The sequence below is a fragment of the Pseudomonas kielensis genome (assembly GCF_030505375.1).
GTDB lineage: Bacteria > Pseudomonadota > Gammaproteobacteria > Pseudomonadales > Pseudomonadaceae > Aquipseudomonas > Aquipseudomonas kielensis.
In genome coordinates, this window is record NZ_CP130043.1 from 4,819,769 (window position 1) to 4,840,490 (window position 20,722).

Annotated in this window: 18 protein-coding genes; 9 read left to right on the plus strand and 9 right to left on the minus strand. The window is 63.9% G+C overall.

Features of this window, described 5'->3' with window-relative positions:
- The first annotated feature begins 51 nt into the window (after positions 1–51).
- Positions 52–390 (plus strand): FKBP-type peptidyl-prolyl cis-trans isomerase, encoded by a 339-nt coding sequence (locus Q1W70_RS22475; protein WP_265537814.1) that lies wholly within the window; start codon positions 52–54, stop codon positions 388–390.
- Between the two features lie 7 nt (positions 391–397).
- On the opposite strand, the gene Q1W70_RS22480 is transcribed toward Q1W70_RS22475, so the two are convergent.
- Positions 398–1,504, minus strand: a complete 1,107-nt coding sequence (locus Q1W70_RS22480; protein ID WP_302097980.1) for a cytochrome P450 — start codon at positions 1,502–1,504, stop codon at positions 398–400.
- Positions 1,505–1,583: 79 nt separating this feature from the next.
- Between Q1W70_RS22480 and Q1W70_RS22485 the strand changes: the two genes are divergently transcribed.
- The gene (locus tag Q1W70_RS22485; RefSeq protein ID WP_265537812.1) at positions 1,584–2,348 is read left to right on the plus strand and encodes an ArsR/SmtB family transcription factor; all 765 of its coding nucleotides are present in this window, start codon (positions 1,584–1,586) and stop codon (positions 2,346–2,348) included.
- On the opposite strand, the gene Q1W70_RS22490 is transcribed toward Q1W70_RS22485, so the two are convergent.
- Positions 2,345–2,953 carry a LysE family translocator gene (locus Q1W70_RS22490; protein WP_166592190.1) on the minus strand — a complete coding sequence of 203 codons (609 nt, stop codon included), beginning with the start codon at positions 2,951–2,953 and terminating at the stop codon, positions 2,345–2,347. The two genes, Q1W70_RS22485 and Q1W70_RS22490, sit on opposite strands and share 4 nt — an antisense overlap.
- 103 nt (positions 2,954–3,056) lie before the next feature.
- Here Q1W70_RS22490 and Q1W70_RS22495 point away from each other — a divergent pair, with 103 nt between their 5' ends.
- Entirely contained in the window at positions 3,057–3,971 is a 915-nt protein-coding gene (locus Q1W70_RS22495) for a LysR substrate-binding domain-containing protein (protein WP_166592189.1), read from the plus strand.
- A gap of 36 nt (positions 3,972–4,007) precedes the next feature.
- Here the strand turns inward: Q1W70_RS22495 and Q1W70_RS22500 are convergent, their stop codons facing one another.
- The 5 genes from Q1W70_RS22500 to Q1W70_RS22520 all read right to left on the minus strand — a co-directional run bounded on the left by Q1W70_RS22500 (position 4,008) and on the right by Q1W70_RS22520 (position 10,235).
- Positions 4,008–5,027: a branched-chain amino acid aminotransferase gene (locus tag Q1W70_RS22500; RefSeq protein WP_166592188.1), complete on the minus strand. Its 1,020-nt coding sequence runs from the start codon at positions 5,025–5,027 to the stop codon at positions 4,008–4,010.
- Between the two features lie 242 nt (positions 5,028–5,269).
- On the minus strand, positions 5,270–6,652 hold the full coding sequence (gene lpdA, locus Q1W70_RS22505; RefSeq protein WP_182340485.1) for a dihydrolipoyl dehydrogenase: 1,383 nt from the start codon (positions 6,650–6,652) through the stop codon (positions 5,270–5,272).
- Positions 6,653–6,655: 3 nt separating this feature from the next.
- A complete protein-coding gene (locus Q1W70_RS22510) occupies positions 6,656–7,939 on the minus strand; it encodes a dihydrolipoamide acetyltransferase family protein (protein WP_166592186.1) in 1,284 nt (427 codons plus the stop codon).
- A complete protein-coding gene (locus tag Q1W70_RS22515) occupies positions 7,940–8,998 on the minus strand; it encodes an alpha-ketoacid dehydrogenase subunit beta (RefSeq protein WP_166592185.1) in 1,059 nt (352 codons plus the stop codon).
- 1 nt (position 8,999) lies between these two features.
- A complete protein-coding gene (locus Q1W70_RS22520) occupies positions 9,000–10,235 on the minus strand; it encodes a 3-methyl-2-oxobutanoate dehydrogenase (2-methylpropanoyl-transferring) subunit alpha (RefSeq protein ID WP_166592184.1) in 1,236 nt (411 codons plus the stop codon).
- Between the two features lie 186 nt (positions 10,236–10,421).
- Between Q1W70_RS22520 and bkdR the strand changes: the two genes are divergently transcribed.
- Complete coding sequence (gene bkdR, locus Q1W70_RS22525; protein WP_166592183.1) at positions 10,422–10,910, plus strand: Bkd operon transcriptional regulator BkdR; 489 nt, start codon at positions 10,422–10,424, stop codon at positions 10,908–10,910.
- Between the two features lie 114 nt (positions 10,911–11,024).
- Here bkdR and Q1W70_RS22530 read toward each other — a convergent pair whose 3' ends face one another.
- Entirely contained in the window at positions 11,025–11,888 is an 864-nt protein-coding gene (locus Q1W70_RS22530; protein ID WP_302097982.1) for an MBL fold metallo-hydrolase, read from the minus strand.
- Positions 11,889–12,050: 162 nt separating this feature from the next.
- On the opposite strand from Q1W70_RS22530, the gene Q1W70_RS22535 reads away from it, so the two are divergent.
- The 5 genes from Q1W70_RS22535 (at position 12,051) to Q1W70_RS22555 (ending at position 19,295) form a co-directional block, all read left to right on the plus strand.
- Entirely contained in the window at positions 12,051–12,857 is an 807-nt protein-coding gene (locus tag Q1W70_RS22535) for a sulfite exporter TauE/SafE family protein (RefSeq protein ID WP_302097984.1), read from the plus strand.
- 333 nt (positions 12,858–13,190) lie between these two features.
- On the plus strand, positions 13,191–14,375 hold the full coding sequence (locus Q1W70_RS22540) for a porin (RefSeq protein ID WP_166591696.1): 1,185 nt from the start codon (positions 13,191–13,193) through the stop codon (positions 14,373–14,375).
- A 156-nt stretch (positions 14,376–14,531) separates the two neighbouring features.
- Entirely contained in the window at positions 14,532–15,695 is a 1,164-nt protein-coding gene (nosP, locus tag Q1W70_RS22545; protein ID WP_166591695.1) for a nitric oxide-sensing protein NosP, read from the plus strand.
- Positions 15,625–18,258 (plus strand): hybrid sensor histidine kinase/response regulator NahK/ErcS', encoded by a 2,634-nt coding sequence (gene nahK / locus Q1W70_RS22550; protein ID WP_166591694.1) that lies wholly within the window; start codon positions 15,625–15,627, stop codon positions 18,256–18,258. Before nosP ends, nahK begins: the two co-directional genes overlap by 71 nt.
- A 290-nt stretch (positions 18,259–18,548) precedes the next feature.
- Complete coding sequence (locus Q1W70_RS22555) at positions 18,549–19,295, plus strand: SDR family oxidoreductase (protein ID WP_166591693.1); 747 nt, start codon at positions 18,549–18,551, stop codon at positions 19,293–19,295.
- On the opposite strand, the gene mapR is transcribed toward Q1W70_RS22555, so the two are convergent.
- Positions 19,292–20,701, minus strand: coding sequence for a GntR family transcriptional regulator MpaR (gene mapR / locus Q1W70_RS22560; RefSeq protein ID WP_095168749.1), 1,410 nt, complete (start codon positions 20,699–20,701; stop codon positions 19,292–19,294). The two genes, Q1W70_RS22555 and mapR, sit on opposite strands and share 4 nt — an antisense overlap.
- Positions 20,702–20,722: the final 21 nt, after the last annotated feature.

Here is a 20,722-nt window from a genome sequence, read left to right on the forward strand (position 1 = left end):
AAAAACCTGCCCCCAACGCCCAGTCGGGCCAGTGAACAGACGAGAGCAGCAATGAACGATGAATTACAGGTCGCCGACCTGCTGGTGGGCAACGGCAAAGCGGCAGTCAAAGGTGCGTTGATCACCACCCAGTACCGCGGCTGCCTGGAAGACGGCACCGAGTTCGATTCCTCCTGGAGCCGCGGCAAGCCCTTCCAGTGCGTGATCGGCACCGGGCGCGTGATCAAGGGCTGGGACCAGGGCATCATCGGCATGCAGGTCGGTGGCAAACGCCAACTGCGGGTGCCCGCGCACCTGGCCTACGGCGAACGCAGCGTGGGCAGCATCCCGCCCAACTCCAACCTGGTGTTCGAGATCGAACTGCTGGAAGTGTTGACGCGGGACGACTGACGGTCGCTCATTTTTCGCTGAACAGTGGAATCCGCCCGTTCAGCGAAGGGCGGTAGTGCCAGGTCAATCGGGCGAAGTGTTCCCTGTGCGTCAGCAACTCACTCAGCGTGGCACTGGCGATGCTCATGGCCAGTGCCTGGCCGGGGCAGTGGTGGCGTCCCGCACCGAAACTCAAGCTGCGCCGGGCCGGGCGCTCCAGCACAAAGCGCTCGGGGTGTGGGTTGAGTTGCGGGTCGCGGTTGGCCGAGGCCAGCAACAGCAGCACGGTATCGCCGGGGGCCAGGCGCACGCCCTCGATCTCGCAGGGGGCGCTGACAAAACGCCGGGTGTTTTGCACTGGCGGGTCAAAGCGCTGAACCTCAGCCACAAACGCATCGACTCGCCCTGGCTCGGTCAGTAGCCCCGGCTCGCGGATCAGCGCCAGTACAGCGTTGCCAATCAGGCCGGCACTGGCTTCATAGGTCTGGGAGAGCAGGCCGATCAGGTTCGCCAGCAGGACTTCGCGATCAGTCAGGCCCTGGCGCAGGCTTTCCAGCAGGGGGCTCTGAGGGGATTGGGCGCTCAGCCGCTCGATGAAATAGCCCTTCAGTTGCTCGGCGGCCTGGTGGGCCGCGACCCGTTGCGCGGCAGTGCTCAGGGGCGAAAGGCAGGCGACGAAGTCTGCGGTCAACTGGCTGAGGGTCCTGCCTTCAGAGGGCGCGAAGCCCAGCAATGCGGCGACGACCCACACCGGCCCCATGAACATGGCCTGGTGCAGGCCTTCGGCGTTTGCCGTGATCAGCCGCGCACGCACCCGCTCGCCGACCTGCTCGGTGTCGATCCGCTCCAGCACCGGCGCCATGGCCGAACGCGGGCAGCGGTGGGGTTCGCCCTCGTTCATCCGCATCAAGCGGGCGAACACTCGGCCGGCCTCGCCCTGGGCAATCGCGGCGGGCACCGGTTCGTGTGCCGGGCGCACCCGGCAGTCGGCATGGGCCAGCACCGCCGCCACCGCCTGGGCGCTGCTGGCCACCCACAGGCCCAGGTTCTGGTCGAAGGCAAACCCGCCGGCGGCGCGCAGACTGGCGTAGTAGGGATAGGGATCAGGGTGAGTCGCAGCGATGATCGGGTCCATGGGACGCGCCTTATGGGTAGTGACAAGTCTTGTTACTATCCGGGGTTCGGCAGGACGACGATTCGTCCGGGAGCGAAATATGAGTGCAGAACAACACGATGTCGGTGTCTCGCAGGTGGCGGCGGCGATCGCCGAGCCGGCGCGGACCAAAATCCTCTGTTCGTTGATGGATGGTCATGCCCGCACCAGCACCGAACTGGCGAGCATTGCCCAAGTCAGCACGTCGACGGCCAGTGCCCACCTGGCCCGGCTCAAGGAACTGGCGCTGGTGCGACTGCACGTACAGGGCCGGCATCGGTATTACAGTCTTGCCGATCAGCAAGTCGCCCAGGCCCTGGAGGCGCTGATGGTGATCGGCCAGAACGCCGCGCCAACCTTCACCTCGCGCACCCCGGATCGCCTGCAATTTGCCCGCACCTGCTACGACCACATGGCCGGCACCCTGGCGGTGTTGCTGCACGACCGGTTGCTCGAAACCGGCTGGCTGCTGGTGACCGAGCCGCAGTCGTATCGATTGAGCGCGAGCGGCGAGGCGGGGTTCCAGCAGTTGGGCATCGAGGTCAGTGAGCTGAGCGCACTGCGTCGACGGTTTGCCTGCCCGTGCCTGGACTGGAGCATGCGCCGCCCGCACCTGGGTGGAGCCCTGGGCGCGGCGTTGTTGGCAACGGCGCTGCAGCGCAGATGGCTGACCCAGGACCTGGACAGCCGGGCGCTGGCATTGACCGCCACTGGGCGCAAGGAATTCGGCCGTCGGTTCGCCATCGAGTTGCCGGCCCAGCGATTGCCCGCGTCAGGTGAAGCCCGCCAAACCGCGCGCCGAACGCTCGCAAGCCCTGGGCCCTAGCGGCTGGCCGAAGCCATCAACAGGCCGAACCCAGTGAAGGTCACGCCCGAGATCTTCGCTGCCAACCAGGCGCCTTTGGGGCTCGACAACCAACCTCGAGCGGCATTGGCAAGCAGCGCATAGCTGGTGTGTACAACAATCACCACCACGCCGTAGGACGCCACCAGCTTGAAAAACTGGCTGTAGAAGTGCGCCGAAGGGTCAATGAACTGCGGGAAGACCGCGAGAAAGAAAAACACCGCCTTGGGGTTGAGGAGCTGGATCGACGCCGCTTCCAGGTAGCGATAGCCGGGACTCGATGGCGTGTTGTGCAGTCGCGTACTGATACGGTCGGAGCGCCAGCTTTTATACCCCAGGTACAACAGGTAAGCGGCACCTGCATATTTCAGTACGCTGAAGGCCTGCGCCGAGGTACTGAGAATCAGGCCGACGCTGGTGGCACTGATTGACGCCACCACGAAGGCACCCGAGGCGATACCGAGAATGCCTGGCAGGGCGCCGGTCCAGCCGTGTTGCAGGGCATTGGACAGGGTCAGCAGCACTCCCGGCCCGGGACTGAGGATAGTCAGGGTGGCGAACAGTAAAAACAGTCCATAGGTGTGCATGTCGTGCTCCGTCAGAAGGTGTTGGCTGGGTGCCAAGGTAGGCGGGACGCGGAGCACGTGACAAACGCTTTAATTGCCGCGCATATGTGACTAAATTAGACGCATGATCACTCAACTCCCACCCTTGAACGCTGTTCGCGCCTTCGCCGCTGCCGCTCGTCACCAGAGCTTCAGCCTGGCGGCCGAGGAACTCCATGTCAGCCACAGCGCCGTCAGCCGGCACATCAAATTGCTCGAAGAGCACCTGGGGGTGCTGCTGTTCGAGCGCCGAATCCGCCAGTCGGTATTGACGCCGGCCGGGCAGCACTTCTTTGAACAGGTCAGCGCTGGCCTGGCGCAGATCGCCAGCGCCGCCGCTGAGCTGAGGCGACAGGCCTCACGGCCTGCGGTGAAGATTAACGTGCGCCCGTCCTTCGCCTTGCTGTGGCTAACCCCCAGGCTCGCTGAGTTCAACACCTTGCACCCGCAGATCGAACTGCAGGTGGTCACCCAGACCCAGGCGCCGGATCAGGCGCGGGATGGCTTCGACGTCGTCATTCGCCGCGGACGTGACGACTGGGCGCCGGCCATTGAGGCACAGGCGTTGTTCGAGGACGAGTTGGTGCTGGTGGCGGCGCCTTCGCTGATCGAACGCCTGGGCCTCGACGACCTCGACGCGCTGGCTGCGCATCGGCTGTTGATCGCCAAGGCGCGGCGCGAAGACTGGCACAACTGGGCCATGCACTTCGGTCAGACCCAATCGGCCAATCAACCGACACGCCAGTTCGAGCACATGCATCGGGTGCTGGAAGCCGCCGTGGAGGGGCAGGGTGTTGCCTTGTGCCCGACTTCACTGCTGGGCAGCTATCTGGCGAGTGGGGAATTGATCTGTCCGTTGCCCGCGTTGCGCATTCCGTTGCCGCGTTACTACTACGGGCTGGCCCCGCAGGTGACGGAGCAGACGCAGGTGTTCCTGACATGGTTGCGCGCCCAGTGCGCTGGATCGACGCCCACAAAAAAGGCCCAGCCGACGCGCTAACGCCGGCTGGGCCTGTTCAGTGCCTGGAACGCGGGATCAGACCTTGACGATCCAGCCTTCTGGCGCTTCGATGTCGCCGGTCTGGACACCGGTCAGCTCTTTGTAGAGCTTCTGGGTGATCGGGCCGACTTCGGTCTCGCTGTGGAACACGTGCAGGTGGTCTTTGTAGCTGATGCCACCGATCGGCGTGATCACTGCGGCAGTGCCGCAGGCACCGGCTTCCTTGAAGTCCGCCAGTTTGTCGATGAACACGTCACCTTCCACCACTTCCAGGCCCAGGCGCGACTGAGCCAGCTCGATCAACGACAGACGGGTGATGCCCGGCAGCACCGAAGGCGACTTCGGCGTGACGAACTTGTTGTCGTGGGTGATCCCAAAGAAGTTGGCCGAGCCGACTTCTTCGATTTTCGAGTGAGTCATCGGGTCCAGGTAAATGCAGTCGGCGAAGTGCGCCTTCTTGGCCTGGGAGCCGGGCATCAGGCTGGCGGCGTAGTTGCCACCGACCTTGGCCGCGCCGGTGCCTTGCGGGGCGGCACGGTCGAAGCTGGAGATCAGGAAGTTGTGCGGGGTCAGGCCGCCCTTGAAGTAGGCACCGACCGGGATGGCGAAGATCGAGAAGATGAACTCGGGGGCGGTGCGCACGCCGATGTTGTCACCCACGCCGATCACGAACGGACGCAGGTACAGCGCGCCGCCGGTGCCGTACGGCGGAATGAAGCGCTCGTTGGCGCGGACCACGGCCTTGCAGGCCTCGACGAACTGCTCGGTGTCTACCTGTGGCATCAGCAGGCGGGCGCAGCTGCGCTGCATGCGCAGGGCGTTCTGGTCCGGGCGGAACAGGTTGATCGAGCCGTCCTTGCAGCGATAGGCCTTCAGGCCTTCGAAGCATTGCTGACCGTAGTGCAGGGCGGTGGAGCCTTCGCTGATGTGCAGCACGTTATCTTCGGTCAGGGTGCCTGCGTCCCACTCGCCGTTACGCCAGTGCGACAGAAAGCGCTTGTCTGTCTTGATGTAGTCAAAACCCAGCTTGTCCCAATTGATGCTTTCGTTACCCATGACACCCTCTATCACTTAACAATCGCCTGAACGGTTCAAGGCTTCTGACGTTTTTCTGGATGGGCACAACAATACTTCATTCCGGGCCGGTTTCGCAGCCCAGACGATCGGACGAGAGGCAGATTCATCGTGTTGGCCTCAAGAAACCGCGGGCAAGCCCGCTCCCACAGTACGTCTAACCCTTGTGGGAGCGGGCTTGCCCGCGAAGAGGCCATCACCGATGACCACCCATCTCCCTTGGTTTACAGGTGCAGCGCATGCCCCAAGGCCCGCAATGCAGCCTCTTGCACCGCCTCACCCAGTGTCGGGTGGGCGTGGATGGTGCCGGCGATGTCTTCCAGGCGAGCGCCCATTTCCAGGCTCTGGCCGAACGCGGCGGACAACTCCGAAACCCCGACTCCGACCGCTTGCCAGCCCAGGATCAGGTGATTATCCCGGCGAGCCACGACCCGCACGAAGCCGCTTTTCGATTCCAGGGTCATCGCCCGGCCGTTGGCGGCGAACGGGAAACTGGCGACGATGCAGTCCACGCCCGCGGCCTTGGCTTCGTCCGGGGTCTTGCCGACCACCACCAGTTCCGGGTCGGTAAAGCACACGGCGGCGATGGCGGTGGGGTTGAACTCGCGGTTTTTGCCGCTGATCAGCTCGGCGACCATCTCGCCCTGGGCCATGGCTCGGTGCGCCAGCATCGGCTCGCCACTCAAGTCGCCGATCGCCCAGACGTTGCGCATGCTGGTGGCGCAGCGGTTGTCGATCTTGATCGCCGCGCCGTTCATCTGCAGGTTCAGGGCCTCCAGGTTCCAGCCCTGGGTGTTGGGTTTGCGCCCGACGGCCACCAGGACCCGATCGGTTGCCAGGCGTAGGGTGCCGCCGTCCGGCTCGGAAACCTGTAGCGTATTTGCTTCAGAATCAAAGCCTTGCACGCTGTGTTTCAAGTAAAGCTTTATGCCGAGCTTTTTCAGCTCTTCGTGCACTGGCTGGGTCAGTTCGGCGTCGTAGGCGGGCAGGATGCGCTCCTGGGCTTCGACCACGCTGACTTCGGCGCCGAGCTTGCGGTAGGCAATGCCCAGCTCCAGGCCAATGTAACCGCCGCCGACCACCACCAGGTGTTTTGGCAGGCTTTTGGGGGCCAGGGCTTCGGTGGAGGAGATGATCGGCCCACCAATGGGCAGCATCGGCAGGTTGACACTGTTCGAACCGGTGGCCAGCAGCAGGTGCTCGCACTGGATACGGGTGTCACCGACGTCCACGGTCTTGCCGTCGACCACCTTGGCCCAGCCATGGATGACCTGGACCTTGTGCTTTTTCAACAGCGCCGCGACGCCAGTGGTCAGGCGATCGACGATGCCATCCTTCCACTCGACGCTTTTGCCGATGTCCAGGCTCGGCGCGGCCACCGAGATCCCCAGGGCCGAGTGCTGGCTGTGCTGGCGGGTCTGGTGAAACTGTTCGGCGACATGAATCAGCGCCTTGGATGGAATGCAGCCGATGTTCAGGCAGGTGCCGCCCAGTGCCTGGCCTTCGACCAGGATGGTATTGATGCCCAGTTGCCCGGCACGAATGGCCGCTACATAACCGCCAGGGCCGCCGCCAATGATCAGCAGCGTGGTGTTCAGAGTCTGCATGTCTTACTCCACAAACAGCGTAGCGGGTTGTTCGAGCAAACCACGCAGGGCCTGGATGAATTGTGCTGCGTCCATGCCATCGACCACCCGGTGATCGAAGGAGCTGGAGAGGTTCATCATTTTGCGGATCACGATCTGGCCTTTGATCACCATCGGCCGCTCGACGATCTTGTTGACCCCGATGATCGCCACTTCCGGCAGGTTCAGCACCGGGGTGCTGACAATGCCACCCAGGGCGCCGAGGCTGGTCAGGGTGATGCTGGAGCCGGACAGTTCGTCGCGGCTGGCCTTGCCATTGCGCGCGGCCGTGGCCAGGCGGGCGATTTCCCCGGCGCTGTCCCACAGGCTGCGGGCTTCGGCGTGGCGCACTACGGGCACCATCAGGCCGATGTCAGCCTGGGTGGCGATGCCCACGTGTACGGCGCCAAGGCGGGTGATCACCTGGGCTTCGTCATCGTAGCGGGCGTTGATCTGCGGGAAGTCGCGCAAGGCAACCACCAGGGCGCGCACCAGGAACGGCAGCAAGGTCAGCTTGCCGCGGCTCGCGCCGTGTTTTTCGTTGAGGTGCGCCCGCAGTTCTTCCACGGCGGTGACGTCGATTTCTTCGACATAACTGAAGTGCGCCGCGCGCTGGGTAGCGTCCTGCATGCGCTGGGCGATCTTGCGGCGCATGCCGATGACCGGGATCTGCTCTTCGTCATGCCGTTCGCGGTAGGCATTGCCGGCCGCGCTGGAGGCTCCAGGCCCCTGTGCCAGGTAGGCGTCCAGGTCTTCGTGAAGAATGCGCCCGGCAGGGCCGGTGCCCTGAACCAGACGCAACTGGATACCGGCGTCCAGGGCATGCTTGCGCACGGCCGGCGAGGCCAGCGGACGTTCGTCTGCGGTACGTGCCACGGGCGCCTGGGGCGCTGGACGGCAGGCGGCTGCAGGTTTGCCCGGGGCCACGGCCTCGACCTTGGGGGCGGGTGCTGGCGCCGCCTTGGCAGGCTCGGCCTTGACCTCGGCCACGGCCGCCGGCTGTGCGGATTCCTTGTAGTTGCCCGCGCCTTCGACTTCGATGCTGATCAGGATGCTGCCCACGGCCATGACTTCACCGGGCACACCGCCCAGGGAAATGACCTTGCCGTGCACCGGCGAAGGAATGTCGACCATCGCCTTGTCGGTCATCACATCGGCCAGGACCTGGTCTTCGACCACCAGGTCGCCCACCTTGACGTGCCATGCCGACAGTTCCACTTCTGCAATGCCTTCACCAATGTCCGGCATTTTAATAACGTGCGTGCCCATTCAGACCTCCATGACCCGTTTCAACGCCGCGCCCACACGGGACGGCCCTGGGAAATACGCCCACTCTTGCGCGTGCGGGTAGGGGGTGTCCCAACCGGTCACACGTTCGATCGGCGCTTCCAGGTAGTGGAAGCAATGTTCCTGCACCAGCGCCACCAGCTCGGCGCCAAACCCGCAGGTGCGGGTCGCTTCGTGGACAACCACGCAACGGCCGGTCTTTTTCACCGAGTTGACGATGGTTTCCAGGTCCAGCGGCCACAGGCTGCGCAGGTCGATGACTTCGGCATCGATACCACTTTCTTCAGCCGCCACCTGGGAGACATAGACGGTGGTGCCGTAGGTGAGGATGGTCACTTCCTTGCCCGGACGGGTGATTGCCGCGACGTCCAGCGGCACTGTGTAGTAACCGTCCGGCACTTGTGCGGCCGGGTGTTTCGACCAAGGGGTTACCGGGCGGTCGTGGTGGCCGTCGAACGGGCCGTTGTACAGGCGTTTAGGCTCGAGGAAGATCACCGGGTCATCGTTTTCGATGGAGGCGATCAGCAGGCCCTTGGCGTCGTAGGGGTTGGAAGGCATCACGGTGCGCAGGCCGCAGACCTGGGTGAACATCGCTTCGATGCTCTGGCTGTGGGTCTGGCCACCGTAGATGCCACCGCCGCACGGCATGCGCAGGGTCATCGGGGCGGTGAACTCGCCGGCCGAGCGATAACGCAGGCGGGCGGCTTCGGAAATGATCTGGTCGGACGCAGGGTAGACGTAGTCGGCGAACTGGATCTCAGCCACCGGACGCAGGCCATAGGCGCCCATGCCGACGGCGACGCCGACGATCCCGCTTTCCGAGATCGGTGCATCGAACACCCGCGAGGTGCCGTATTTGGTCTGCAGGCCTTCGGTGCAACGGAACACGCCACCGAAGTAGCCGACGTCCTGGCCGAACACCACTACGTTGTCGTCGCGCTCAAGCATCACGTCCATGGCCGAGCGCAGGGCCTGGATCATGGTCATGGTGGTCGTGGTCATGGCGGTTTCCAACTCGATTTTATGGTTGTGATCGTTCATGTCAGATCCCCAACTCCTGGCGCTGGCGCTTCAAGTGCTCCGGCATCTCTTTGTAGACGTCCTCGAACATGGTCGCGGCGCTCGGGATCTGGCCACCGGCCAGGGTGCCGTACTGCTCGGCTTCTTTTTGCGCGGCAATCACTTCGGCTTCCAGCTCGGCGCTCAGGGCCGCGTGTTCCTCGTCGGACCAGTGGCCGTTTTTCACCATGTGCTGCTTGAGGCGGGCGATCGGGTCACCCAGCGGGAAGTGGCTCCAGTCGTCGGCAGGGCGGTACTTGGACGGATCATCGGAAGTCGAGTGCGGGCCGGCGCGGTAGGTGACCCACTCGATCATGGTCGGCCCCAGGTTGCGGCGTGCACGCTCGGCAGCCCAGGCGGACGCGGCGTAGACCGCGATGAAGTCGTTACCGTCGACCCGCAGCGAGGCGATGCCGCAGCCCACGCCACGACCGGCGAAAGTCGTGGCTTCACCGCCGGCAATGGCCTGGAAGGTGGAGATCGCCCACTGGTTGTTGACCACGTTGAGGATCACCGGTGCGCGGTATACGTGGGCGAAGGTCAGGGCGGTGTGGAAGTCCGATTCGGCGGTCGCGCCGTCACCGATCCAGGCCGAGGCAATTTTGGTGTCGCCCTTGATCGCCGAGGCCATGCCCCAGCCCACGCCCTGGATGAATTGGGTCGCCAGGTTGCCGGAGATGGTAAAGAAACCAGCGTCCTTGACCGAGTACATGATCGGCAGTTGCCGGCCCTTGAGCGGATCGCGCTCGTTGGACAGCAGTTGGCAGATCAGGTCCACCAAGGGCACTTCACGGGCCATCAGGATGCTTTGCTGGCGGTAGGTGGGGAAGCACATGTCGTCGATGTTCAGGGCCAGGGCCTGGGCGCTGCCGATGGCTTCTTCGCCGAGGCTCTGCATGTAGAACGACATTTTTTTCTGACGCTGGGCGACCACCATGCGGTTGTCATAGATCCGCGTCTTGAGCATGGCGCGCATGCCTTTGCGCAGGATCTCCACCGGCACGCCTTCAGCCCACGGACCCAGGGCATTGCCTTGGTCGTCGAGCACGCGAATCAGGCCACGGGCCAGGTCGGCGGTGTCGGCCGGTTCTACGTCGATTGGGGGTTTGCGCACAGTGCCCGCATCGGTCAGATGCAGGTAGGAGAAGTCGGTTTTGCATCCAGGACGGCCCGATGGTTCAGGCACGTGCAGGCGCAGCGGTTCATACGCTTCTTTCATGGCTTCTACGCTCGATCTTGTGAATTTCTTGTAGTGAGCTGACGTTCATCCTTCGGGTCGAAGAAATCTTGTCCTACAACAATCATAGGCCCGGAGCAGAAGAATATTTCTCTCTGTTTCGTTGCGCTTGAGATCATTTGAGGATAAAAAATCTGCATAAACATAAAAAACAGGTGGTTTTGTCTCATGCGCAAACTGGACCGTACCGATATCGGCATTCTCAACAGCCTTCAGGAGAACGCGCGCATCACCAATGCCGACCTTGCCCGCTCGGTGAACCTGTCGCCCACGCCCTGTTTCAATCGGGTCAAGGCCATGGAGGAACTGGGGCTGATTCGCGAGCAGGTGACGCTGCTGGATGCGGATCTGCTGGGGTTGCATGTCAATGTGTTCATCCACGTCAGCCTGGAGAAGCAGGTGGAGGAGGCACTGCAGCATTTCGAAGAGGCGATTGCCGATCGTCCGGAGGTGATGGAGTGTTATTTGATGGCCGGGGATCCGGACTATCTGATTCGGGTGCTGGTGCCGACCATTCAGTCGCTGGAGCGCTTCATGATGGATTTTCTGACCAAGGTGCCGGGGGTGGCCAACATCCGTTCCAGTTTTGCCCTCAAACAGGTGCGGTACAAGACGGCGCTGCCGTTGCCGGCGAATGGGTTGACGCTGGGGGTTTGACGGGGCGCGGATCGCCTCCCCGAAGGAGCATGGCTTGCTCGCGATGGCTGCCTGCGCCACACCATGGCGCTGGGCAACACCCCAATCCCCTGTAGCAGCTGGCCATCCACCGGTTCAGAGTTGGTTGATCGGAATTTTCAGGAACACCACGCCATTGTCCTCCGGCGGCGGCAGGTGGCCTGCTCGGACGTTGACCTGGATTGCCGGCAACAACAGGGTCGGCATGTCCAGTCCGGCATCGCGTTTGGTGCGCATGGCGATGAATGTGGCGGCGTCGATGCCGTCGCGCACGTGGATGTTGTGTGCGCGCTGCTCACCGACGGTGGTTTGGCACTGCGGCGTGCGGCCGGGCGGTGGGTAGTCGTGGCAGACGTAGAGGCGGGTGGCGGGAGGGTGGGCCAGCAGGCGCTGGATCGAGGCGAACATTTGTGCGGCGTTGCCGCCGGGGAAGTCGCAGCGGGCCGTGCCGACGTCTGGCAGGAACAGGGTATCGCCCACCAGGATCAGTTGTTCGTCGATCAGGTAGGCCATGTCTGCCGGGGTGTGCCCAGGCACATGCAGGGCCCTGGCCGACAGGTTGCCGATGGCAAACACCTCGTCTGGCGCAAACAGATGATCGAACTGCGAACCGTCGACCGCAAATCCCGGTTCCAGGTTGAACAGTGCCTTGAACACCGTCTGTACCTGACTGATAGCCCGGCCGATGGCGATCTTGCCGCCCAGTTCGCGGCGCAGGTAGGGCGCGGCGGACAGGTGATCGGCGTGGGCGTGGGTTTCCAGCAGCCACTGCACCTGCAGTTGGTGGTCGCGCACGAAACGGATGATCCGCTGGGCCTGGACCGTCGAGGTTTTTCCGGAGGCGGGCTGATAGTCGAGCACCGGGTCGACGATCGCGCAGGCACCGCCACAGGCTTCGTAGATCACGTAGCTGTAGGTCGACGAGGCGGGGTCGAGGAAGGCTTCAATCAAGGCGGGCATGGTGGCCGTTTCTGGCGGGACAGGCCTTGAGGGTAGTGCCATTTTCCCTGCCTTGACCAGCCCCCGGACAATTCAATGCAGGAAAAAAGCCGCGCGCGCTCTATCCTGTCAGGCATCGATACCGGGCGTTCCCGGCTTTTTTTCGCGGACCATGAGTGTTTTATGTTGCTGGCGAGTGTGCTTGGCGTGGTGATGGGGCTGGTGCTGGGTTTGACGGGGGCAGGGGGTGGCATTCTGGCGGTCCCGGCGCTGGTACTCGGTTTGGGCTGGAGCATGACCCAGGCGGCTCCGGTGGCCCTGTTTGCGGTGGGCAGCGCCGCGGCGGTGGGGGCCATCGATGGTTTGCGCCACGGCCTGGTGCGCTACCGCGCGGCGCTGTTGATTGCGTTGTTGGGGGCGATATTTTCCCCGCTGGGCATTTATTTCGCCCATCAGTTACCGGAAAAAATCCTCATGCTGCTGTTCAGCCTGCTGATGGTCATGGTGGCCGTGCGTATGCTGCGCCGCGAACGCCAGGACGCCGGGCCGAGCGATCACGGTCACGCCAACTGGGGGCAGAAGAACTGCATGCTCGACCAGCAGACCGGGCGCTTTTCCTGGACCGCCAAGTGCACCGCGACCCTGGCGGCGCTCGGCGCGGTGACCGGGGTGGTGTCGGGGTTGCTGGGGGTGGGTGGTGGGTTCCTGATTGTCCCGGCGTTCAAGCAACTGACCGACGTGCAGATGCGCGGGATCGTCGCCACATCGTTGATGGTGATCAGCCTGATTTCGCTGATTGGCGTGATCGGTGCGTTCCACGCGGGAGTGCGCATCGACCGCCAGGGGGTGGCGTTCATCGTTGCCAGTATCCTCGGCATGCTGCTCGGTCGCAGACTCTGCGCCCATGTTCCGGCCCGCGCCTTGCAGGTCGGTTTTGCCAGCGTGTGCGTGGTGGTTGCGCTGTACATGCTGGTAAAGGCCCAGGCCTGACGATTAGAAGCCTGCACACCACGTTGGTGGGTGTATGCAAAACCCGCGAGCACCCAAAATCCCTGTGGGAGCGAGCTCGCTCGCGATGAGGTCGGTCCTTTCCACATCGACGACGCCTGAGACACCGCCATCGCGAGCAAGCTGTGCTCCTACGGTAAAAGAGACGTACGCCCAAAGTGGTGGGCCTTGGCCGGGACCGGTCTTACGCCGTATTTGCTGAGCATCACCCGCCAACCCAAAGCACCTGGCAACCGCCTCCAAGGCAGCGTATGACGCCGCCGGGCGGCTTTCGATAATCGCCTCCGACATCAAGTCCCCGTTGCGGAGCGCGCCATGCACAACAATAAGAACTTCCAGCACCGTTTCTTGCCAGCCTTCATCGCCAGTCTGTCCACCCTGGGCCTCAGTTCGTTCGCCGAGGCCGAGATCATGCTCTACGACAAGGACCAGACCACGTTCTCCACCGACGGCTACGTCAACGCCTTCTACGTCAACAGTGACGTCGACCGCGCGGGCGATCAGTACGACCGCCGCCAGTCGCGGGTGAAGATGGGGTTTTTGCCCAACTACCTGGGCTTCAACATGGGCAAGCAGGTCGATGACCTGAAGCTCGGCGCCCGGGCCTCGTTCTGGGTGACCATCAACGACAGCGAAACCAACGGCACCGACACCGCCATCGACGTGCGCCAGTTCTACGGCACGGTGGCCAACCCGGAGTGGGGCGAGGTGCTGATCGGCAAGGACTTCGGCCTGTTTGCCCGCTCCAACATCCTGCTCGATGAATTGCTCGCCGGTTATGGCCAGGTCAGCGACACCCTGGGCCTGGTGGACGGCGGCGGCGTGTCGTTCGGCAACATCGGCACTGGCTACCCGTACCCGTTCCCGACTTCGCAAATCACCTACCGCACGCCAGTGATGGACGGGTTGCGGGTGGCAGTGGGGATCATGGACCCGGTCGACACCAACGACAGCAGCCCGACCGGCAAGGCCTACCAGGAAAACCCGCGGACCGAGAGCGAGATCACCTACCAGTTCGACCTCGCCGGGGCGAAGATCTACAGCTGGGTCAACGGCAGCTACCAGACCTCCGACAATACCGACTCGAGCGTCGACACCATCACCTCCAAAGGCGTCGGTTACGGCGTGCAGGCCAAGATGGGCGGGCTGTCGCTGACCGGTTCCGGGTTCCAGGCCAAGGGCATCAACCCGTTCTATACCAACAACGCTGGCGAACCCACGCTGCGCAACGTCGACAGCGACGGCTACCTGCTGCAGGGCTCCTACAAGCTGGGCAAGAACCGCCTGGCCCTGTCCTACGGCAAGACCAACGACGATGGCAACGGTGTGGTCGGCAGTGGCGCGGACTACGAGACGCGCGGCGTCGCGCTGTTCCACGACGTCAACGACAACCTCAAGCTGGTGGCCGAGTACAACCAGTTCGAACTCAACGGCCACGACAGCAGTGAGCAGAACGAAGACACCGACACCTTTGCCGTAGGTGCGGTCCTGACTTGGTAACCCCCCCCCGGTGTGACGCTGGCTGTGCGCATCACGGCCGGCGTCGCACCCCTCTCATCCCATCGAAGCGCCAGACCGCTACCCAAGTAGCATAGGTCGCGGTGCGTCGCCTTCGTACACTCAAGCCTCAACCATGCGCACCTGCCGGAGGCGACGATGCAGCAGGTCCAGAGTGAAGGGGTCGTCAGTGCCATGTCCCAGGCCAGTGACGCGCAACAGGTGGCTCAGGAGTTGGCGCGGCAGTTGCTGCATCCGCACCTGGGGTTCGTGCTGTTTTTCTGTTCCGCCGAGTACGACCTGCAGGCGCTGGGCCAGGCCTTGCAGCAGGGCTTCGGCGGCATCCGCCTGGTGGGTTGCACCAGTGCCGGGGAAATCACTCCCCAGGGCTACGGCCGCAACTGCGTGACAGCGGTAGGCTTCGACCACCGGCACTTCTCCATTTCCACCGAACTGATCGACGAGATGGAGCACTTCAGCCTGATCGACGCCCAGCAGATGGTCGAGCGCCTGGTCAGCGGCTGTCGCAGCAACACCCTGGCGCCGATCAAGGGCAACAGTTTTGCCCTGACCCTGCTCGACGGGCTGTCCAGCCGCGAGGAGATGGTCCTTGCCGCCCTCAGTGCAGCCTTGGGCGACATCCCCCATTTCGGTGGCTCGGCCGGCGACGACAATTACCTGACCCACACCCATGTGTACTTCGGCGGCGCGTTTCACAGCGGCGCGGCGGTGGTGGTGCTGGTCAACACCTGGCTCGACTTTGAAGTGTTCACCACCCACCACATCCTGCCGCGCGCGGAAAAGCTGGTGGTGACCGGTGCTGACAGCCCGTCCCGGCGGGTATTCGAACTCAACGCCGAGCCGGCCGCCGAGGAGTACGCCCGGCATATCGGCGTGCCGGTGGCCGAGCTCGATCACCGGATTTTTGCCGCCCACCCCTTGGCGGTGCGGATCAACGAGCAGTACTACGTGCGGGCGATCCAGCAGGTACACCCGGACCTGAGCCTGAGTTTCTACTGCGCCGTGGAAAACGGCATCGTCCTCACCGCGATGACGCCGGGGCCGATGCTGCCGAACCTGGAGCGCCTGTTCGACGGCCTGCAGGAGCGCCTCGGCGAGCTGCTGTTGACCATCGGCTGTGACTGTTTCCTGCGGCGCCTGGAGCTGGAAGACAGCGGCAAGCTGGAGCAGATCGGCGGGTTTTTGCGGGACCAGCGGGTGATGGGTTTCAACACCTACGGAGAACAGTTCAATGGCATGCACATCAACCAGACCTTTACCGGGGTTGCCATTGCCCGTGGCCGATCCCCAGCAAAACGTTGAGCTGCTGGCGCAGATCGCCAGCTTGCAGCGCGACAACCAGAAGCTGGCGCGCATCAACAGTGCCTTGATCGAGCGCATCGAGTCCGGCGTCACCCGCGGCAACGACCCCTATGCGGCGTTCCAGCATTCGGTGGTGCTGGCCGAGCAGGTGCGTGAGCGGACCGATGCGCTGAACCAGGCGATGGCCGAGCTCAAGGCCGGCAATCACCTGCTCAGTGACGCGCGGCTGCGGGCCGAGACGGCGCACCAGCACCTGATCGATGCCATCGAGAGCATTTCCGATGCCTTCGTGCTGTTCGACGCCGACCAGCGCATCGTCCTGTTCAACAGCCGCTTCAAGGCGTTCTGGAGCAACAGCCGGGTGCGGATCATCGCCGGCATGCGCCTTGGCGAGGTCAAGCGCCTGATGACCGGGACCGGGCTGTTTACCGAAGAGCCCCGGGGCAGCGCCGACGAAAGCCTGCTGTACCGCCTGCAAAACGGGCGCTGGCTGCAGGTCAGCGAGCGGCCGACCCAGGAGGGCGGGCGGGTGATCCTGTTCACCGACATCACCGAGGTCAAGCAAAGCGAGACCGTGCGCCGTGAGCAGGCGGTGGCGCAGAAATCCCATTTGCTGCAACGGGCGGTGGACAACCTGTCCCAAGGGGTGGCGATGGTCAACGCCGAGGGTGTGCTGGAGCTGTGGAACCGGCGCTTTCTGGAACTCAGCGGGCTGGCCCCGGTGGCCGCCCATCGACCGTTCAGCGAGGTCATCGGCGACAGCGAGTTGCAGCTGCTGACCCCCGCCAGTCGCGACGCCAACGGCCGCCCCGTGCAGGAGTGCGAACAGCGCCTGTACGATGGCCGGGTCCTGGAGATCCGCACCCATCCGTTGCCCACCGGCGGTTTCGTCAACACCTTCACCGACATCACCGAGCGCTACCAGCACGCCGAAGCGCTGAGTGAAAGCGAGCGCTGGATCCGCCTGATCACCGACCACGTGCCGGCCTTGATCGCCTACCTCAATGCCGACCTGGTCTACGAATTCACCAACAAGGTCTACGAAGAGTGGTACTGCTGGCCGCGCGGGGTGATGCTCGGCCAGAGCCTGCGCGAGGTCCACAGCGAGCAGCACTATCAACGCCTGGAAGCCTATGTGGCGCGGGCGCTGGCGGGTGAGAGCGTGACGTTCGAGTTTGCCGAGACCAACATCAACAATCAGGAGCGCTACATGCTGCGCTCCTACGTACCCAACCGCCTGGCCAGCGGCGAGGTGGTGGGGATCTTTGTGCTGATCCGCGACATCACCGAGCGCCGGCGCACCGCCGAGGCCCTGCACCAGGCCTATCAGAACCTTGAGTTGCGGGTGCGCGAACGCACCACGGAGCTGACCACCCTCAACAATCAACTGCGCAGCGAGATCGACGAGCGCCGGCGCGTCGAATCGCGGCTGCGCGAGGCCAAGCTGGAAGCCGAGCGGGCCAACCTGTCGAAAACCAAGTTTCTCGCCGCCGTCAGCCATGACCTGCTGCAACCGCTGAACGCTGCCCGCCTGTTTACCGGGGCCTTGCTTGAGCGTCGCGAGCCCCAGGCCAACGAAGTGCTGGTGCGTAATGTCAGCAACTCCCTGGAGGACGTGGAAAACCTGCTGGGCACCCTGGTCGATATTTCCAAGCTGGATGCCGGGGTGATCACCGCCGATATCGCCCCGTTCGCCTTGAGCGAGCTGCTCGAGAACCTCGCCGCGGAGTACACCCAGGTGGCCCGCAGCGAGGGCCTGGAACTGCACTTCGTGGCCTGTTCGGCCTTGGTGCGCAGCGATATCCAGTTGCTGGCGCGGATCCTGCGCAATCTGCTGAGCAATGCCATCCGCTACACCTACAGCGGCCGCGTGGTGCTGGGGTGCCGGCGTCAGCACCAGCGGTTGTCGATCGAAGTCTGGGACAGCGGCATGGGCATCGCCGAAGACCGCCTGGAAGAAATTTTCCAGGAGTTCAAGCGCGGAGACGTGCAGCGCCCCGATCAGGACCGAGGCCTGGGCCTGGGCTTGGCAATCGTGGAGAAAATCGCCGGGATCCTCGGGCACCGGATCCATGTGCGTTCCTGGCCGGGTCGCGGTTCGGTATTTTCCGTGGAAGTGCCCCTCAGCGCCACCGCGCCCAAGGCCCTGCCAAGCCTGGTCATCAGTGAGCCGATGCTTGAGCGCCTGCGCGGCGCGCGGGTATGGGTGCTGGATAACGACGCGGCGATCTGCGCCGGCATGCGCACCCTGCTCGAAGGCTGGGGCTGCCGGGTGGTGACCGCGTTGTCCGAGCAGGACCTGGCACGCCAGGTGGACAACTACCACGCCGAGGCCGACCTGCTGATCGCCGACTATCATCTGGACGACGAGCAGAATGGTGTGGACGCCGTGGCCCGGATCAACGCCCGGCGCGCCTGTGCGATTCCCGCGATGATGATCACCGCCAACTACAGCAACGAACTCAAGCAGCAGATCCGCGAGCTGGGCCATACCCTGATGCACAAGCCGGTGCGGCCGATGAAGCTGAAGACCGCGATGAGTCATTTGCTCGGCCGGCTGTAGGCCGTGGCTCCGGCGTCTTGGGGTAAGCGACGCCGACCATTGTAGGAGCGGGCGCCCGCTTGCGGCTTGCTCGCGAAGAGCTCAAAGGCACCGCGTTTATACTGAATGCACGCGTTATCGTTGACGTTTTTCGCGAGTAAGCCGCAAGCGGGCGCTCGCTCCTACACGCTTAACCGATCTGCAGAAAAGCCTGCGGCTAACCCCCGGCTGTTCGTGCCCATGCAAAACCCGGCTGTGGCGGGTATCCTTGCCACGCGAGGTTACACGTCTGAATTGGGGAGCACGCAAACATGGATAAAGTCATCGTCATCACCGGTGGCGGTCGCGGTATTGGCGCGGCCACGGCGTTACTGGCCGCAGCGCAGGGGTATCGCATCTGCATCAACTACCAGGCGGACGAAGAGGCGGCCCATCAGGTCCTGGCCCAGGTCCGTGCCCTGGGGGCCCAGGCGATCGCGGTGCGTGCCGATGTCAGCATAGAAGACGAAGTGATCAGCCTGTTCCAGCGCGTGGACAATGAACTGGGGCGGGTCACCGCGCTGGTCAACAACGCCGGCACGGTCGGGCACAAGTCCCGCGTCGAGGACATGTCCGAGTTTCGCATCCTGAAAATCCTGAAGACCAACGTCCTGGCGCCGATGCTCTGCGCCAAGCACGCGCTGCTGCGCATGTCGCCCAAACATGGCGGGCAGGGCGGCAGCATCGTCAACGTCTCGTCGGTCGCCTCGCGCCTCGGCTCTCCGGGGGAATACGTCGACTACGCCGCCTCCAAAGGGGCGCTGGATTCCTTCACCATCGGCCTGTCCAAGGAAGTTGCCGGCGAAGGCATCCGGGTCAACGCGGTGCGTCCCGGCTACATCTACACCGACTTCCATGCCCTGAGCGGCGACCCGGACCGGGTCAGCAAGCTCGAATCAGGCATTCCCATGGCCCGTGGCGGGCGTCCCGACGAAGTGGCCGAGGCCATTATCTGGCTGCTTTCGGACAAGGCATCCTATGCCGTCGGGACCTTCATCGACGTGGCGGGTGGGCGCTAGAACGAGCGCACGATGCGGCCCAGGGTCTCCATGGCCTTTTCCGTGTCCTCGGTCCAGGGGCTGCCGTAGTTGAGGCGGATGCAGTTGCGAAAGCGCCGGGTCGGGGAAAAGATCGGCCCCGGCGCGATGCTGATGCCCTGGGCCAGGGCCATCTGGAACAACTTCAACGAGTCCATCTGCTCCGGCAACTCCAGCCACAGGAAGTAACCGCCGGCCGGTTGGCTGACGCGGGTCTGCGCCGGAAAGTAGCGGGCGATCGCCGCCAGCATGGCGCTTTGCTGTTCTTCCAGGGCATACCGCAACTTGCGCAGGTGGCGGTCGTAGCCGCCGTGCTGCAGGTAATCGGCGATCGCTGCCTGGGCCGGCATCGAGGCGCACAGCGAGGTCATCAGCTTCAGCCGCTCGATCTTCTGCGCGTAGCGTCCGGCGGCCACCCAGCCAATGCGGTAGCCGGGGGCCAGGCTCTTGGCGAACGAACCGCAGTGCATCACCAGGCCTTCGGTGTCGAAGGCCTTGGCCGGTTTCGGCGCTTGCTGGCCGTAGTACAGCTCGGCGTAGACGTCGTCTTCGATCAAGGGCACCTGATGACGGCGCAGCAACTCCACCAGTTCCTGTTTCTTGGCCTCGGGCATGGTGGCGCCCATGGGGTTCTGGAAGCTGGTCATGCACCAGCAGGCCTTGATCGGGTGGCGTTCGAGGGTTTGCGCCAGTACCCCAAGGTCGATGCCATCACGCGGGTGCACCGGGATTTCCACAGCCTTGAGCTTGAGTCGTTCGAGCACTTGCAGGCTGGCATAGAAGGCCGGGGCCTCGATGGCCACCAGGTCGCCGGGTTCGGTGACGGCTTGCAGGCAGAGGTTGAGGGCTTCCAGCGCGCCGTTGGTGATCAGCAGTTCTTCCATGGGCAGCATCAGCCCGCCGACCATGTAGCGCAGGGCGATCTGCCGGCGCAGTTGTGGGTTGCCCGGCGACATGTCGGTGACCACCATGCGCGGGTCCATCTCGCGGCTGGCACTGGCCAGCGAACGGGCCAGGCGTTGCAGCGGAAACAGGGTCGGGCTGGGGAACGCCGAGCCGAACGGCACGGTGTGCGGGTCCTTGATCGAGTCCAGTACCGAGAACACCAGTTCGCTGACGTCGACTTCGGTGGACTCGTTGACCTGGCTGCTGATCACCGGCTCGGAAAACGGGCTGGGGGCGTGTGTGTTGACGAAGTAGCCGGAGCGCGGCCTGGCGCGGATCAGGCCCCGGCGCTCCAGCAGGTAGTAGGCCTGGAACACCGTGGACGGGCTGACCCCGTACGTCTGGCTGGCATAACGCACCGAGGGCACCCGCTGGCCGGGGCCCAGGACGCCTGAGCGGATCAGCTCGGCAATGTCGTCAGCGAATTTTTCGTAGCGTTTCATCGAAAGCCCGATAGATGTCAT

Bases quoted from the DNA above. Each gene is read 5' to 3' on its own strand.
- Q1W70_RS22475 (WP_265537814.1), top strand. From the start codon at position 52: ATGAACGATGAATTACAGGTCGCCGACCTGCTGGTGGGCAACGGCAAA.
- Q1W70_RS22480 (WP_302097980.1), bottom strand. From the start codon at position 1,504: ATGGACCCGATCATCGCTGCGACTCACCCTGATCCCTATCCCTACTAC.
- Q1W70_RS22485 (WP_265537812.1), top strand. From the start codon at position 1,584: ATGAGTGCAGAACAACACGATGTCGGTGTCTCGCAGGTGGCGGCGGCG.
- Q1W70_RS22490 (WP_166592190.1), bottom strand. From the start codon at position 2,953: ATGCACACCTATGGACTGTTTTTACTGTTCGCCACCCTGACTATCCTC.
- Q1W70_RS22495 (WP_166592189.1), top strand. From the start codon at position 3,057: ATGATCACTCAACTCCCACCCTTGAACGCTGTTCGCGCCTTCGCCGCT.
- Q1W70_RS22500 (WP_166592188.1), bottom strand. From the start codon at position 5,027: ATGGGTAACGAAAGCATCAATTGGGACAAGCTGGGTTTTGACTACATC.
- lpdA (WP_182340485.1), bottom strand. From the start codon at position 6,652: ATGCAGACTCTGAACACCACGCTGCTGATCATTGGCGGCGGCCCTGGC.
- Q1W70_RS22510 (WP_166592186.1), bottom strand. From the start codon at position 7,939: ATGGGCACGCACGTTATTAAAATGCCGGACATTGGTGAAGGCATTGCA.
- Q1W70_RS22515 (WP_166592185.1), bottom strand. From the start codon at position 8,998: ATGAACGATCACAACCATAAAATCGAGTTGGAAACCGCCATGACCACG.
- Q1W70_RS22520 (WP_166592184.1), bottom strand. From the start codon at position 10,235: ATGAAAGAAGCGTATGAACCGCTGCGCCTGCACGTGCCTGAACCATCG.
- bkdR (WP_166592183.1), top strand. From the start codon at position 10,422: ATGCGCAAACTGGACCGTACCGATATCGGCATTCTCAACAGCCTTCAG.
- Q1W70_RS22530 (WP_302097982.1), bottom strand. From the start codon at position 11,888: ATGCCCGCCTTGATTGAAGCCTTCCTCGACCCCGCCTCGTCGACCTAC.
- Q1W70_RS22535 (WP_302097984.1), top strand. From the start codon at position 12,051: ATGTTGCTGGCGAGTGTGCTTGGCGTGGTGATGGGGCTGGTGCTGGGT.
- Q1W70_RS22540 (WP_166591696.1), top strand. From the start codon at position 13,191: ATGCACAACAATAAGAACTTCCAGCACCGTTTCTTGCCAGCCTTCATC.
- nosP (WP_166591695.1), top strand. From the start codon at position 14,532: ATGCAGCAGGTCCAGAGTGAAGGGGTCGTCAGTGCCATGTCCCAGGCC.
- nahK (WP_166591694.1), top strand. From the start codon at position 15,625: ATGGCATGCACATCAACCAGACCTTTACCGGGGTTGCCATTGCCCGTG.
- Q1W70_RS22555 (WP_166591693.1), top strand. From the start codon at position 18,549: ATGGATAAAGTCATCGTCATCACCGGTGGCGGTCGCGGTATTGGCGCG.
- mapR (WP_095168749.1), bottom strand. From the start codon at position 20,701: ATGAAACGCTACGAAAAATTCGCTGACGACATTGCCGAGCTGATCCGC.